Origin of the sequence: Rhizobium hidalgonense (genome assembly GCF_005862185.2) — a bacterium.
Lineage (GTDB): Bacteria > Pseudomonadota > Alphaproteobacteria > Rhizobiales > Rhizobiaceae > Rhizobium > Rhizobium hidalgonense.
The window spans coordinates 1,877,557-1,893,422 of sequence record NZ_CP054027.1 but is presented as its reverse complement, the minus strand read 5'-3'; the positions used below and the strand labels follow the sequence as shown (position 1 = coordinate 1,893,422).

12 protein-coding genes are annotated in these 15,866 nt (G+C 61.1%); 3 read left to right on the top strand and 9 right to left on the bottom strand.

Features of this window, described 5'->3' with window-relative positions; genetic code table 11:
* Positions 1 to 139: 139 nt before the first annotated feature.
* From FFM81_RS08980 to FFM81_RS08940, 9 genes are all read right to left on the bottom strand, one after another.
* Entirely contained in the window at positions 140 to 1,753 is a 1,614-nt protein-coding gene (locus FFM81_RS08980; protein ID WP_003564186.1) for a glycoside hydrolase family 43 protein, read from the bottom strand.
* Positions 1,754 to 2,003: 250 nt separating this feature from the next.
* Positions 2,004 to 3,035, bottom strand: coding sequence for an L-glyceraldehyde 3-phosphate reductase (gene mgrA, locus FFM81_RS08975; RefSeq protein ID WP_003564188.1), 1,032 nt, complete (start codon positions 3,033 to 3,035; stop codon positions 2,004 to 2,006).
* 311 nt (positions 3,036 to 3,346) lie between these two features.
* The gene (locus tag FFM81_RS08970; protein WP_097532734.1) at positions 3,347 to 4,480 is read right to left on the bottom strand and encodes a Gfo/Idh/MocA family protein; all 1,134 of its coding nucleotides are present in this window, start codon (positions 4,478 to 4,480) and stop codon (positions 3,347 to 3,349) included.
* A gap of 8 nt (positions 4,481 to 4,488) precedes the next feature.
* Positions 4,489 to 5,250: a sugar phosphate isomerase/epimerase family protein gene (locus FFM81_RS08965; RefSeq protein WP_003564192.1), complete on the bottom strand. Its 762-nt coding sequence runs from the start codon at positions 5,248 to 5,250 to the stop codon at positions 4,489 to 4,491.
* Between the two features lie 39 nt (positions 5,251 to 5,289).
* Complete coding sequence (locus FFM81_RS08960) at positions 5,290 to 7,749, bottom strand: beta-mannosidase (RefSeq protein ID WP_138384176.1); 2,460 nt, start codon at positions 7,747 to 7,749, stop codon at positions 5,290 to 5,292.
* Between the two features lie 320 nt (positions 7,750 to 8,069).
* Positions 8,070 to 9,176, bottom strand: a complete 1,107-nt coding sequence (locus tag FFM81_RS08955; protein ID WP_138384175.1) for an ABC transporter ATP-binding protein — start codon at positions 9,174 to 9,176, stop codon at positions 8,070 to 8,072.
* Between the two features lie 4 nt (positions 9,177 to 9,180).
* Positions 9,181 to 10,125 (bottom strand): carbohydrate ABC transporter permease, encoded by a 945-nt coding sequence (locus tag FFM81_RS08950; RefSeq protein ID WP_003564198.1) that lies wholly within the window; start codon positions 10,123 to 10,125, stop codon positions 9,181 to 9,183.
* On the bottom strand, positions 10,118 to 11,023 hold the full coding sequence (locus tag FFM81_RS08945) for a carbohydrate ABC transporter permease (RefSeq protein WP_138384174.1): 906 nt from the start codon (positions 11,021 to 11,023) through the stop codon (positions 10,118 to 10,120). The genes FFM81_RS08950 and FFM81_RS08945 overlap by 8 nt, the downstream gene beginning before the upstream one ends.
* Positions 11,024 to 11,206: 183 nt before the next feature.
* Entirely contained in the window at positions 11,207 to 12,439 is a 1,233-nt protein-coding gene (locus FFM81_RS08940) for an ABC transporter substrate-binding protein (protein ID WP_003564202.1), read from the bottom strand.
* Between the two features lie 454 nt (positions 12,440 to 12,893).
* On the opposite strand from FFM81_RS08940, the gene FFM81_RS08935 reads away from it, so the two are divergent.
* From FFM81_RS08935 to FFM81_RS08925, 3 genes are all read left to right on the top strand, one after another.
* A complete protein-coding gene (locus FFM81_RS08935; RefSeq protein ID WP_138384173.1) occupies positions 12,894 to 13,931 on the top strand; it encodes a LacI family transcriptional regulator in 1,038 nt (345 codons plus the stop codon).
* A gap of 210 nt (positions 13,932 to 14,141) precedes the next feature.
* A complete protein-coding gene (locus FFM81_RS08930; protein ID WP_003564206.1) occupies positions 14,142 to 14,756 on the top strand; it encodes a C39 family peptidase in 615 nt (204 codons plus the stop codon).
* 33 nt (positions 14,757 to 14,789) lie between these two features.
* Positions 14,790 to 15,866 (top strand): D-alanine--D-alanine ligase family protein, encoded by a 1,077-nt coding sequence (locus tag FFM81_RS08925; protein ID WP_138384172.1) that lies wholly within the window; start codon positions 14,790 to 14,792, stop codon positions 15,864 to 15,866.

Genomic DNA, 15,866 nt, shown 5'->3' with positions numbered 1-15,866 from the left:
CTAGCATCCCCTGTCCAGCCGCGTTCGTCTTAGCCGGCCCTGCGCCGGCTTTCTTTTTGTTCGGAAAGAGGTCGCGTCTCGCGCCTATCGATCCGTCGCCAACGCAAGGCACACCGGTGAAAACCCAGATGCCCACCCCTCACAACTCATCGTAATTAAACCAATCAAAATCCGCGACCTTGCCCCTCCCCGACGTGTCGAAGGCAAACACACCAGCGAAGGCGCCGGTGAAGGAACCGTGTTCGCCGCGGCCGCCTTCGTCGGAAATCATCCCGGCATCGAGGATCGGGCCGATCGGCTGCCAGGCGCCCTTGCCTTCGGTCTGCCAGAAGAATTGCAGATCGTTCTCGCGGATTTCCATGGCGAGCTGGACACGCCCCTCGGCGGGAATGGCGATGCCGCTTTCGACGGGAAAACTGAGGCGTCCATTCGGATAGTCGCCATTGCAGGAAAGGATCGTCACGCAGCGGCCGAGTGTTTCGTGCAGCGTCACCGCGACGGCGTGGAACTTGTGGCGGTTGTAATAATGCGTCAGCCCGGCGACCTGCTGATAGGTGTCGGGTGAGAACTCGACCACGGTTTCGGCGCGGAAGCTGTGATGTTCCTGCCGGCGAGCGACCAGCGCCTGTTCGAACCACGAGCCAATGCTTTCACGCCCGATCAGGCGCAGATGGCCTGGGCGGTCCGTCAGGTTGAAGATGCGGTTGGGTTCGGGCGTGCGCAGCCATTGGAAATCAGCTGGCAGCGTACCGCCGTCGAAGCTATATTCACTGCGCATCGGCTTTTCCACCGGCACGGCGCCAAAGAGGCCCGGCACGTCGATATCGGGCACTGAGGTGCCGTTTTCGAGGTAGAGCCAGTCGTCGTCGCGCCAGAGGCATTTCTGTAACGATGTCTCGCGCCCCAGCGTGCAGCGCCGCTTCGGCGGCAGCGGCCGGCCGCAGAGATGGGTGTGATAGGCCTCACCCTCCGGCGTCTCGACATATTGGCCGTGCCCCGCCCGCTGCAGCGCCGCGCCCGGATGATCTTTGGAGGTGATCAGATGCATGTTCGGATGCATCTCATAAGGCCCATCGATCCGGTGCGAACGCGCCATGGTGACGGCGTGGTCGTAGCCGGTGCCGCCCTCGGCGGTCGTCAGATAATACCAGCCGTTGCGCTTGAAGAGATGCGGTCCCTCGACAAGGCCGAGCGGACTGCCGGCAAAGATGTTCTGGATCGGCCCCTTCAACGCCTTTGTCGCCGGGTCCCATTCCTGCAGCAGGATGCCGTCGAAGGCCGGCGATTTCGGCGAGCCGCCATAGCTCTCGGTACGGTGGTTCCATTGCATGTTGAGGAACCACTTGCGGCCGTCATCGTCGTGGAACAGCGAAGGATCGAAGCCGGAGGAATTGACATAGACGGGGTCGGACCATTCGGCTTCGATCGAGGGCGCGGTGACGATGTAGTTCGGGGCATCCTTGAAACTGCCGTCGAAGCGTTTGACGTCGGTATAGACGAGCCAGAACTGGCCGTCGGCATGGGAAAGACACGGCGCCCAGATGCCGCAGCTATCGGGATTGCCCCGCATGTCGAGCTGCGATCGGCGTTCCAGCGGCCGGCGCACCAGCGTCCAGTTCACCAGATCGCGCGAATGGTGGATCTGCACACCCGGATACCATTCGAAGGTGGAGGTGGCGATATAATAATCCGCGCCGACGCGGCAGATTGACGGATCGGGATTGAATCCGGGCAGGATGGGGTTGCGGATCATGGCGGCTCCTCCGAAATTATTGTTGTGGTACGTGCATCACATAGGAACGGCGGTTACTGCACCAAGTTGCCACCCTCATTCCTGTGCTCGTCACAGGAATCCAGCCGCGCGTCCGCGCGGCGAAAAGAGTCTATTCGGCCCAAGGGATTTGGGCTGGCTGGATCTCTGTGACATCGCTCGGGTCAAGTCCGAGGACAGAGATGAGGGAGGATGTGGCAGCGCGCTGCCCCAAACGCCCAGTCTGCCTTCCCTATTCCCGCTCCGCCGACTTCGCCCAGAGATTGATATCCGCCTCCTTGGCATAGACGTCAACCTCGGCAAGCTCCTCGGCCGAAAATTCGAGATTATCCAACGCCTTGACGCAGTCGACGATCTGCGACGAGCGGCTGGCGCCGATCAGCGCCGAGGTTACCCGTCCGCCGCGCAGCACCCAGGCGATCGCCATCTGCGCCAGCGTCTGGCTGCGCTTCTCGGCGATCTCGTTGAGCTTGCGGATATTGTCGATGATCGAGGGGCGGATGTAGTCTCTCTTGAGAAAATGGTTCTGCGCCGCGCGGCTATCTTCGGGAATGCCGCCGAGATATTTCGTCGTTAGCATGCCCTGGGCCAGCGGCGAGAATACGATCGAGCCCATGCCGACCTCGTCGAGCGTATCGAGCAGCCGGTCGTCCTCGACCCAGCGATTGAGCATCGAATAGCTCGGCTGGTGGATCAGGCACGGCGTGCCGAGTTCCTTCAGAATCTTTGCGGCTTCGCGCGAGCGCTGCGAGTTGTAAGAGGAAATGCCGACATAGAGCGCCCGGCCGGAGCGGACGATATGGTCGAGCGCGCCGCAGGTTTCTTCCAGTGGCGTCTCCGGGTCGAAGCGGTGCGAATAAAAGATGTCGACATAATCGAGGCCCATGCGCTTCAGGCTCTGGTCGCAGGAGGCGATCAGATACTTGCGGCTGCCCCACTCGCCATAGGGACCTGGCCACATGTCGTAGCCGGCCTTGGAAGAGATGATCAGTTCGTCGCGAAGCCCGGAAAATTCGCTGCGCAGGATCTCGCCGAAAGCGGTCTCGGCGCTGCCGGGAGGCGGGCCGTAATTGTTGGCGAGGTCGAAATGGGTGATGCCGAGGTCGAAGGCCGTGCGGCACATGTCGATCTTGCGGTCATGCGGCGTGTCACCGCCGAAATTGTGCCAGAGGCCAAGGGAAACGGCCGGCAGCTTCAGGCCGGAACGGCCGACGCGATTATATTTCATCTTCGAATAACGGTCTGCAGCCGGTTGCCAGCTCATCTGAATAACTCCTTTAAAGTATCTCTATGATCGTCACGCGGTATCTTCGGCCCAAGAGATCGCCGACACCTGCCCCTCATCCGCCTGCCGGCACCTTCTCACCGCATGCGGGGCGTAGGGAATATGCCGTAACCTCTCCGTCTCTCGCCAGCGTTTCGCGTGGCAAGTCCCCTCGCCCCGTTTTTAGGGGGAGAGGGTTAGGGTGAGGGGCAGCCATCGGCGCGAACCGAACAGCCGCAGGACAGGCCCGATGATGACCGAACTATTGAGACAAACGCGCCGATACGGCAAGCGCACCGCGCGAATTTCTACTATCTCAACAGCGCCTGCGCCTCTTCGATGCCGAGCGCGGCCGGCTGCGTGCAAGTCGTCGTCAGCTCGATGAAGCGGCCCTCCTCGCCCGATTTCAGGATCGAGGTCATGACGTCGACGCCATGCAGCGTGCGGTCGAGCGAGCAGCGTGCGTCGCGGCCTTCGATCAGCGCCATCGCCATGTCGGCTAGGCCGGCCGTGCGGTAATTGGCGCGCGCCCCGTTCGGGTTTTCCTGGTTGATCTTGCCGAAGGGATGGTCCCAATCGTCAAGCGGCTTGATGTCCTTGTCGCGGCCGCTTGCCTCAACGGTGCCGCCGAAGAAGTTCGGGTCCGGCACATAGAGCGAGCCGTCGGTGCCATAGATCTCCATATTCGCATGGCGGTGCGACCACACATCCCAGCTTGCCGACAGCGTCACGGTGGCGCCGCTGACGAATTCGAGCAGCGCCTGGATCGTTGTCGGCGTCTTGACCGGGATGATCTCGCCGTTGCGCGGCTGGCTGGTGATCGTCCGGGTCGGCGATGCCATCGAGGTCATGGCACCGACGCGTTTGACCGGACCGATCAGGTTGATCAGGTTGGCGATGTAATAGGGGCCGAGATCGAGGATCGGGCCGCCGCCCGGCAGGAAGAAGAAATCCGGGTTCGGATGCCACATCTCCATGCCCGGGCTCATCACGTAGCAGGCGCCCGAGGTCACCCGGCCGATGCCGCCATCGTCGATGAATTTGCGGGCGAGCTGGTGGGCGCCGCCGAGGAAGGTGTCGGGCGCACAGCCGACGGCGAGGTTCTTCGCCTTGGCGAGACGGCGAAGCTCCTCGCCCTGCTCCAGCGAAAGCACCAGCGGTTTTTCCGAATAGACGTGTTTTCCGGCTTCAAGGATCGCCTTCGACACCGGAAAATGCGCATCCGGGATCGTCAGATTGACGACGACGTCGATCTCGTCATTGGCGAGAAGCTCCTCGATTGTCTGCGCCTTGACGCCATATTCCTTGGCACGCGCCTCGGCCGCCTGCACGTTGATATCGGCGCAGGCCAGCACCTTCAGCCCCTTGAAGAGCGGTGAAAGCGAAAAGTAAGTGGTGGAGATATTGCCGCATCCGATGATGCCTACGCCAAGTTCCCTGGTCATGATATGCCTCAATAAGTCTGGAAGGATGCGATCGAACGGCTGATATTGCGGTCGATATCTTTTGGATTGTCATGTTCGACGACGAAGTGTTTCGCCTTGGTGGCGCGCAGCGCCGTCATCAGCCTGCCCCACTCGACCTTGCCATGACCGACATCGGCCCAGCCGTCTTCGTCCTTCGCCTCGCCGGCAGGCGCGATGTCCTTGACATGTACCGCGGTGATACGCGGCCCGAGCTTTTCGATCCAGGCGAAAGGATCGGCGTTGCCGCGAATGACCCAGGCGATATCGGCTTCCCAGGAAATATCAGGCGCGCCCTCGAAGATGCGCTCGATCGGCAGCGAGCCGTCGGCCAGCTTGACGAATTCGAAATCGTGATTGTGCCAGCCGAATTCATAGCCGGCTTCCTTGTAGGGCTTGCTCATTTCCTGCAAGCGCTTGCCGAAGGCGACCCAGCCGGCGGCGTCGGAGGGGCGCTGCTCAGCTGCCAGATGCGGCGCATAGATCGAATCCATGCCGAGAATTTTGGCAATGTTCAACGACTTCTGGACGTCCTTCTCGAGGAAATCCGGGCTGAAATGGCCGGTCGCCATCACCAAGCCGTTCTTGTCGAGATCGGCGCGAAGGCTCTTCAGGCCGTCATCGTCGAGATCGGCATAGATGCCGCCGAAGCCTTCGACCTCGGCATAACCTGCCTTGCCGAGCTTTTCGAAAATTGCCGAATAGGGCTGGAAGTTGCGGGCGCTATAGAGCTGGTAGCTGAGTTTCGTCATCATCGTCTCCTTGGGCCTCGTGCCCATTTCTTGGAAGGATCAATCCGCCGATTGGCAGGAATGCAGGTCGTAAAAGCGGAAATCCGGCAGCTTGCCGCGTTCGAGCGGATGTGCCGGGGTGAAGGTGATGCGGCGGCTCTCGCCGGGTGCAAGATCGAAGGCGTTGTCGGAATATTTGCCGTCCGCCTCGGTCTCGATCATTACGAAGAGCGCAAGTCCCGCTGCGGTGACATTGATATCGATCGCGCCACTCGCCTCGACATATTCGTGAGTGACGGTCAGGCCAGAAGGCTCCAATTCCAGCGCCTTATAGGTGCCGTTGACATAGTGCCCCTCGCCTCCCATGCCGTTCGACGCGGTAAAATGCCAGGCAAGCAGCGTGCCCTCAGCAATGTCGGACACATCAATCGCCGCGGCCGTCACCGCCGCATCCGGCGAGCACATGGCCTGCACGTTTTTCAGGTGCCGCCGCTCGCCATTCATCGTCAGAAGCGAGATCGAAAGATCGACGCTGACATCATTGAGCGTATCGTTGACGAGCGAGAAGCGGATCGTCTTGCCGTCCTCGGCGGGAATGGCGGCAACCGCCACCGGCTGGAAGAAGCGCTTGACGAGATAATGCATCGCCTTCCAGCGGCCGCCGTAGTCGAGGCTCGACCAGGAGGCGACCGGCCAAGTGTCGTTGAGTTGCCAGTAGATCGTGCCCATGCAATGGGGCTTCAACGAGCGCCAATATTCCACCGCCGTCTTGATCGCCAGCCCCTGCTGGATCTGGGAGAGATAGACGAAATTCGGGAAATCCTTGGGGAAGCGGAAATAGCGGAACATCGTGCCGGCGATGCGTTCGTTGCCGCCGGCATTCTTCTGGTGCAGCTCCATAACGGGAGAAGCGATGTTCATGTCCTTCTCCTCGGCATAAGTTTTGATGACGGGCAGCGAGGTGTAGGACTGGAAGCCGAACTCCGAACAGAAGCGCGGCCGCACCGAACGGTAATTGTCGAACGACTTGTTCTCGTGCCAGACTGACCAGTAATGCATGTCGCCCGACCCGTCGGCATGCCAGGCATCGCCGAAATCGAGATAGCCGGATGCCGGGCTCGACGGCCACCAGAGCGCGCCCGGCAGCGCCTTCTTCACCGCCTGTTCGATCGTCCGGTTGAGGCGGTCGTAGGAGACGAGATAGCGGTCGCGATCCTTCCTCGATTCCTCGAACCAGGTCAGCGCTCCGACAAGCTCGTTGTCGCCGCACCAGAGCGCGATCGAAGGATGCGAGGAGAGCCGCTTGACCTGGTAATCCACCTCGATCGCCACATTGCCGAGGAAGTCTTCGGTCGAGGGATAGAGGTTGCAGGCGAACATGAAGTCCTGCCAGACCATCAGGCCCAGCCGGTCGCAGAGGTCGTAGAAATGATCCTGCTCGTAGAAACCGCCACCCCAGACACGGATCATGTTCATGTTGGCGGCTTTCGCCGATTGCAGCAGGTCCTCTGTCTTTTCAGGCGAAGAGAGTGAATAGAGCGCGTCGGCCGGGATCCAATTGGCGCCGCGGCAGAAGATCTCGCGGCCGTTGACCTTGAAGGCGAAGCGGCTGCCTGATGCATCCGGCGTGGTGATCAGTTCGACAGTGCGCAGGCCGATCTGCTTGCTCACCTCATCCGTCGGCAATTCGACGGACAGCGTATAAAGCGCCTGCTCGCCGCTGCCGGAGGGCCACCAGAGACGCGGATTGTCGATATGGAAGAGATGGTGGACCTCCGTCTCGCCCTTGACGCCGACATCGAGACGCACGCGCTCGCCATCGAGGTCGAAATAGACCTGGGCGATGCCGGCATGCTTGGCAAACAGGCTCGCCGTCACCAGGAGATCGACCGAGCCGTCGCTATTGTGGGTTTGGCGTGTGACGACATGTTCGATGCGCGCCGTCTCGAGCTGCTTCAGCGTGATCGTGCCGTAAAGGCCGAACGGCGCAATGGCGATGTTCCAGTCCCAGCCGAAATGGCATTGCGGCTTACGCAGCATGTTGCCGTCGGGGATCGGCGAATTGCCGGTGCTGTAGGGGATGTAGAACGGCTGCTTCTTCTGCCGTTCAGCCCCGACGGCGGGGTTGGAGGCAAAGACGATCCGGATGACGTTGTCGCCAGGTTTCAGCATGCTCGACACGTCGGGCCGGTAGCGGCGGAAGCTGTTATCAGCTTCGAGCGCCAGGAAGCCGTTGACGTGGACGGTTGCGACGGTGTCGAGATAATCGATATCCAGATACCAGTCCCCTTCGACCTCCTGCAGCGCGAAGCTGCGCTCGACCGCCCATTCGCGCTCGGCGACCCACTGCACCTTTTCCTCGTTCCGGCCGAAATAGGGATCGGGGATCAACCCTGCCCGGTGCAGCGCCGTGTGCACGTCGCCCGGCAGGGTGATGACGCTCTTGATCTCGCCGTCGACGGAAGTCAGCTGCCACGAACCGGAAAGGTCGATGTTGGGGGGTGTCGATGGATGCGTCACGATGTCATTTCCGAATTACGTTTTGGACATGGACGGCGGATGATCGCCGTCCGGTAGCTGTCGTTCGTCAGAAGCCGGCTTGGCTCCCTCTTCTCCCCGCTGGGAGATATGTAGCAGCGCCTTGGTCTCTCGCTCTCCGTCATCCTCGGGCTTGACCCGAGGATCCAAGCCGCATCCACCAGCAGCGGCGGGCATAGATCCTCGGGTCAAGCCCGAGGATGACGGAGAGCGGGGTTGGGCTTCTCGCCAAACTCGCCCCGGCCGATTGACCTCACATCAGGCAGGCGGGCACCATCTCCGACTCCGCCCGCAAAATTCCTCTAAAGACGCAGCTCGCTCTCGGCATCGAACACCGAAGCCAATGCCATGTCGAAGCTGAGCTTCACCTTGGCTCCGACGTTAAAACGCCGCGCGCCGTTGACGCGGACCGACATCGTGTGACCGGCATGTTTCAGCCACAGAAGATTATCGGCACCCATCGGCTCTTCGATATCGACGGTGGCGTCATGTTCTTCGCCGCCGGCATTCTCGTTGACCTTGATGTGCTCCGGGCGGACGCCGAGCACCACCTTGCGGCCGGGCTGCAATGTCTCGTTGGCGTCGTAGGCAGCGAGCGAGAAAATGACGCCGTTGGCCGAAAAGGCAATGCCGTCACCGGCCTTGACCAGCTCGCCGCGCAGGAAATTCATCGACGGAGAGCCGATGAAGCCGGCGACGAAGAGATTACGCGGCCTGTTGTAGATCGTCGTCGGATCGTCGAGCTGCTGGATGATGCCGCTCTTCATGATGGCGATGCGGTCGGCCAGCGTCAGCGCCTCGATCTGGTCATGGGTAACGTAGATCATCGTGTTCTTCAGCGACTGATGCAGCCGCTTGATTTCGACGCGCAACTCCGAGCGGAGTTTGGCGTCGAGGTTCGACAGCGGCTCGTCGAACAGGAAGACGTCGACATCGCGCACCAGCGCCCGGCCGATCGCGACGCGCTGACGCTGACCGCCGGACAGTTCGGCGGGCTTGCGCTTCAAGAGCGGCTGGATCTGCAGGATCTCGGCTGCCCGCGCCACGCGCTTGTCGATCTCGGCTTGCGGTATCTTGGCGACGCGTAGGCCGAAAGAGAGGTTCTTCTCGACGGTCATCTGCGGATAGAGCGCATAGGACTGGAAGACCATGCCGATGCCACGGTCCTTCGGCTCTTCCCAAGTGACATTCTTGCCCTTGATGAAGATCTGGCCTTCCGAGGCGTCGAGCAGGCCGGCGATGCAGTTCAGCAAGGTCGACTTGCCGCAGCCGGACGACCCGAGCAGCACCAGGAATTCGCCGTCGTTGATATCAAGGTTCAGATCCTTCAGCACGCTGACGGCGCCGAAGTTCAGCGACAGATCCTTGATCGAGACGCTTGCATTGGAGACACTTGAATTCATGTTCATGGGATCAACCCTTCACTGCGCCGGCGGCGATGCCACGGACGAAAAGCCGCCCCGAGACGAAATAGACGATCAGCGGCACGAGACCGGTGAGGATCGTTGCCGCCATGTTGACGTTGTATTCCTTCACGCCCTGGACGGAATTGACGATGTTGTTGAGCTGCACGGTCATCGGATAGGTATCCGGACGGGTGAAAACCACGCCGAACAGGAAGTCGTTCCAGATGCCGGTCACCTGGAGGATCATCGCCACGACGAAGATCGGCAGCGACATCGGCAGCATGATCTTCAGAAAGATCTGCCAGAAGCCCGCCCCGTCGACACGCGCCGCCTTGAACAGCTCCTCCGGCAGCGACACGAAATAATTGCGGAAGAGCAGCGTCAGGATCGGCATGCCGAAGATCGAATGGACGATGACGAGACCGGTCAGCGTGCCGTAAATGCCGATTTCGCGCAGAATGATGACGATCGGATAGATCATCACCTGGTAGGGAATGAACGCCCCGATGATCAGGATCGAGAAGAAAAGCTCGGATCCCTTGAAGCGCCAGTTGGCGAGCGCATAACCGTTCACCGACGCGATCGCGATCGAGATGATGACCGATGGCACGGTGATACGCACCGAATTCCAGAAGCCGCGCGACAGGCCATCGCAGTTGAGGCCGGTGCAGGCCTCGGCCCAGGCCTTCACCCAGGGTTCGAAGGTGATCTCCAGCGGCGGCGAAAAGATATTGCCGAGCCGGATTTCCGGCATGCCCTTCAGCGACGTCACGACCATCACGTAGAGCGGCAGCAAATAGTAGAGCGCCGCCACACCAAGCGTGCCGTAGAGTATGATGTTGCGCGACGACAGCGCCGGGCGCGGCTTGGCGCCGCTCGGGCCTTCGCCAAGTCTCGGCGCAACGGCGTCGATACCGGCGGCTGTGGTGTTGAGAGTTTCGATATTAGCCACGCTTGCGCCCTCCTCCGAATTCCAGATAGGCCCACGGAACGATGATGATCGCGACAGTGACGAGCATCATGGTCGAGGCGGCAAAGCCCTGCCCCAGGTTCTGCGCCTGGAACATGTAGTCGTAGACATATTTCGCCGGCACTTCCGAGGAGATGCCCGGCCCGCCCGAGGTCTGTGCGACGACGAGGTCGTAGACCTTGACGATGCCGGAGGCGATGATGACGATGGTGGTGATGAACACCGGCCGCATCATCGGAATGACGATGAAGAGATAGGTCCTCCACATCGGGATGCCGTCGACGCGCGCCGCCTTCCAGATGTCCTCGTCGATGCCGCGCAGGCCGGCGAGCATCAGGCACATGACGAGGCCCGTTCCCTGCCACAGCGCCGCGATCAAAATGCCGTAGATGACGATTTCAGGCGTATAGAGCGGATTGAAGGTGAAGCTCGTCCAGCCCATCGAACGCACGACCGACTGGATGCCGAAATCCGGGTTGAGAACCCATTGCCAAACGAGACCTGTCACGATGAAGGACAGCGCGAAGGGATAAAGGAAGATGGTGCGGAAGGTGTTTTCGAAACGGATTTTTTGATCCATCAGGGCGGCGAGCATGAAACCGATCACCAGGCTGAAGATCAGCGAAAGCACGCCATAGAGGGCGAGATTTTCGATCGCCGTCACCCATCGGGGCGCCGCCCAGAGGCGCTCATACTGATCGATGCCGACAAAGCTCAACCGCGGAAGGAGCTTGGAATTGGTAAAGGAATAAAAGACCGTCCAGAATGTGCCGCCGACAAAGATCACCACGGCTGTCAGGATCATCGGAATGGACGCAATCTTGGCATTCAGATTGCGTAGTAACTTGTTTGGCCGGCCTGCTTGCGCTTGACCCGTCATGAATACTCCTCCTCAAATCGCAATTGCGACCTGTGACGAAACGGCATGGCGCCGCCTCTCGTCCCCACGTCCGAAATCTGCTGAAGATAGCGGAGAGAAGCTGCCGCCGGCCGGACCATCAAAGTCGTCCGGAGAGGATCCGGCCCCATGGGAGCCGGATCGCAAAGGCAGCAAATCTACCGATCAATCAGCCGAAGCGATGATCCCGGCGAAACGCTTCTGCGCGTCCTCCGGCGTCATCGACGGATTGGCGAAGAATTCGGAGAAGAGGTCTTCCTTTTGCTTCTGGCTGTCGGCCGAAAGCAGCTGGTCGGTGCCTTGGATCACGTTGCCCTTCGCCAGGATGTCGAGACCCTTCTTCATGCAATCATTGGCGGCGGCGAGATCGACGTCGCCGCGCACCGGCAGCGAGCCCTTCTTCAGGTTGAAGGCAACCTGGGTCTTGGGATCGAGCAGGGTCTTGGCAAGCACTGCCTGCGCCTTGGACTTTTCTTCGTCCTTCAGCAGCGGGAAGTAGAAGGCGTCGCCGCCGGTCGAGATGATCTCGTTCACGCCGAGGCCGGGCAGGCAGGTATAATCCGTGCCGGCTTTCTGGCCGGCGAGTGCGAATTCGCCCTGTGCCCAGTCACCCATGATCTGGCCACCGGCCTTGCCTGTGATGACCAGGTTGGTTGCCTGGTTCCAATCCTGGACGTTGCTGCCCTTGGACATTTTGCGGGCATCGTCGGCGGCCTTGAAGACCTTGGCGATCTCCGGACCGGCAGCGACTTCCGCATCCTTGTCCTTGAAGACCTTGTTGAAGACGTCCTTGCCGGCAACCGCGACCATCAACACGTCGAAGGCGCCTGTCGCCTGCCACGGCTGACCGCCGACGGCGAGCGGAATGATGCCGGCCTTTTCGAGAGCCGGAGCGGCAGCGACGAACTCGTCCCAGTTCTTCGGCACTTCGACGCCGGCCTTCTTGAAGGCTGCGTTCGAAAGCCACAGCCACTGCCAGGAGTGGATGTTGACCGGAGCGCAGTAGATCTTGCCGTCGATGGTGCAGGAATCGAGCAGGCTCGACGGACGAATAATGTCCTTCCAGTGCTCGGCAGTGGCCACATCCGTCAGGTCGCGCATCAGGCCGGCCTGGACGAGTTCTTCGGCCTGGCGGCCGTGGTTGAACTGGGTGGCGCCCATCGGGTCGCCGCCGGTGATGCGGCTGATCATGATCGGGCGTGCCGTGCCGCCGGAACCGGCGATTGCACCGTCGACCCAGTGGTTGCCGGTGGCGTCGAACGCCTTTGCCAGCTCGGCGACAGCAGCGGATTCGCCGCCGGATGTCCACCAATGGGTGACTTCGAGATCGGTGGCGCTGGCGCTAAACGGAAGCGCCGCGGAAGCGGCAAGCATAGCCGCCATCAGACGAATTTTCATGAGTTCTCCTCCCTCACTGAAACGTTGCCGGAAAAACTTAGTTCAATCGATTTCCACGCGCAACTGTCAGCTGGCAAATTTTTCCCGAGCAACCGCAATTGCAGCTTCTGACTGTTTTCCATCGAAGCGCCTCGCCCTCGTTAGCGACACCAAATCAACTCTTCTCGCAAATGCGTTTTCAGGTCATCTATTTGAATATATTATATTAATTTTAATTATTAGATTCACAGCCCATATCGCCGGTTTCGCAACTGCAAAAAAGCCGCGGAATAATTGCCGATTCAACCTTAGAGCGTGATGCTGCGGTGCACATAAGAAAAAGCGCTCGACATTTCTACTGTATCGTTACAGATTTGCTTTTCTTAGGGAGGCGCGATTTTGGCAAGCGCGGGCTTACGGCGCTTGAAAAAGCCTCTATAAGCGACACCAATTCGCGCGAGGCAGGCCTACAGGGATGGAAAACAAGGGAAATTTCGGGCAAGCGGCGCCGGCGGCGCGCGAGCGTCCGACATTGAAGACGATCGCCTTCATGACTGGCCTTGGCGTCACGACGGTGTCGCGCGCGCTGAAAGATGCGCCTGACATCGGGGCGGAAACCAAAGAGCGGGTGCGTATGGTCGCCCGCCAGCTTGGCTACCAGCCGAACAGGGCGGGCGTGCGCCTGCGCACCGGCAAGACCAACGTCATCGCCCTTGTCCTCAGCATAGATGAGGAGATCATGGGCTTTTCCAGCCAGCTGGTCTTCGGAATTTCCGAAGTACTGTCCGGCACGCCCTATCATATCGTCGTCACGCCGCACTCCCACAGCAAGGACCCGATGCTGCCGGTGCGCTACATCCTCGAGACCGGCTCGGCCGACGGCGTCATCATCTCACGCATCGAGCCGGACGATCCGCGCGTGCGGCTCTTGACCGAGCGCGGCATGCCCTTTGCCACGCATGGGCGCACCGATGCGGGTCTCACTCATCCGTTCCACGATTTCGACAACGAAGCCTTCGCCCACGAGGCTGTGGAAAAGCTCGTTAAGCGTGGCCGGCGCCGCATCGCCCTGCTGCAGCCGCCGAGCAAGCTCACCTACTACGCCCATATCCGCATCGGCTTCCAGACCGGACTGCACGATTACGGCGCCGAGGAAGTGCCGCTGCGCATCAACACCGACGCACCGCTCGCCGACATCCGCGACGTCGTCGAGGTGATGATGCGCTCGGCCAACGCGCCCGACGGCATCGTCTGTTCGGCCGGCAGCGCCGCGATCGCCGTCAATGCCGGCATCGAAGCTGCCGGCAAGACGCTCGGCCGTGATCTCGATATGGTCTCAAAGCAGTCGGTGCCGATCCTGAACTGGATCCGCCCGGAAATCATCACTGCCCAGGAAGACGTGCGCCAGGCCGGCCGCGAAATGGCCAAAGCCGTCATCGCCCGCATCGACGGCGTCGAACCGGAACTGCTGCAGAGCATCAGCCAGCCGATCTGGCCCGAGAGCGGCAGGTAAGGCGGATTGAGAAGCGCGACCCGTCGGACTTACCGGCAGCCGAGAAACTCATCTTCGGCGGTCCAAGGTTTGGGTGGCTCAAATCGCTTCCAGCGACGTAGTGACCTCAGTCGCCCCGACTTCGCCGCGCTAACCGCAAGCGCGGCATCGGCTCGAAAAAAGCCAAGATTGCTCGCCATCTCATGAGCGAGCGACGGGGAGATCGACAGAATGCAAGAAAGTGGCGTGCCCTATTTCAGCCAATGGGAAACACCCGGCATGACGCTGCCGGTGCTTGCCGCGGGATCGCAGGCTCTGCTCAGCGATCCGCTCTGGCGCCATTCGGGAGCCGCAACGATCGAGGAATATGCGCATTGGGCCGTGAACGTCTGCGGCATGGCCTGCCTGAAGATGATCCTAGCCGCGCGCGGCGAGATCCATCCCACCCTCGAACTCGCCCGCGCCTGCACTCGTTATGGCGGTTATGTCGTCGACGAGATCGACGCTTCGATCAAGGGGCTGATCTACGCGCCCTTCGTCCGCTTCGCCGCCGACCGATTCGCGCTCGATGCGAAGACCATCACCGGCTTGGACACATCGGCCATTCCGGAGCTGCTGTCGAAGCGCAGGTTCTTCATCGCCTCGGTGCATTCGGCCATCCGCTGGCCGGAGCACGAGCCGCCGTCGAAGGGCGGTCATCTGGTGCTGGTGACGGCGGCCAGCGATAAGACGATCCGCTTCCACAATCCGTCCGGCCACGACGCGGCAAGCCAGGCCGATGTCACGCTGCCGCTTGCCGTCTTCGATCGTTTCTTTGCCAATCGCGGCATATCGGTCGAGGCCTGATCTTTCCGATATCCCATCGCTTCGGAGGCTTTCATGACCCCTTCCCCCAACAGGCTGCGCATCGCCGTGCTTTTCGGTGGCCGTTCGGCCGAGCACGAGGTTTCCATCCTCTCGGCGACCAACGTCATGGCTGCGCTGGAGCCCGAGAAATATGACGCCGTTCCCATCTTCGTCACCCGTGAGGGACAATGGCTGCTGAGCGGCTTCGGGGACGGCCGGCTGGCGACACCCTCGTCAGGGACGGAAATCTGCCTCGTGCCGGGCGGCCGCGGGCGCATGCTGGCCATGCCGGCCCATGGCGCGCCGCATGAATTGCCAAGGATCGACATCCTGTTTCCCGTGCTGCACGGCCCGCATGGCGAGGACGGATCGGTGCAGGGCGCAGTTGAAGTGGCACGCGTGCCGCTCGCCGGCTGCGGCATCCTCGGCTCGGCCGCGGCACTGGACAAGGATATCGCCAAGCGTCTGCTGCAGGCGGCGGGCCTGCCGGTGGCGCGCGCCGTGACGATCCATGAGGGTGCGGCTCCATCGCTTGCCGCGCTCGAAGACGAGCTCGGCCTGCCGCTCTTTGTCAAGCCGGCGCGGCAGGGATCCTCCGTCGGCGTCGCCAAGGTCCATGCCAGCCAGGAATTTGCAGCAGCCCTTGCCGGAGGCTTCCGCCACGACCGGACGCTGCTCGCCGAGGAATTCATCGCCGGCCGCGAGATCGAATTCAGTGTGCTGGAGGATGTGGACGGAGAGCTTTTTGTCTCCCGGCCGGGTGAGATCGTGCCGGCGGAAAGCCACGGCTTCTACAATTACGACGCCAAATATGTCGATGAAAACGGCGCGGCGCTGAAAGTCCCGGCCGAGTTGCCGCTGGAGGTCGAGACCGCCATGCGCGATATGGCCGCCCAAGCTTTCCAGGCTGTCGGTTGCGATGGCATGGCGCGCATCGACTTTTTCCTGACATCGGACATGCACTTCGTCATCAACGAACTCAACACCATTCCCGGCTTCACCGATATCAGCATGTATTCCAAGGCGTTGGCAGCAAGCGGCGTCAGCTATGCCGAAATCATCGACCGGCTGGTGGAGCACGGCATGGCGCGCTTCCGCCGGACAGGCTAG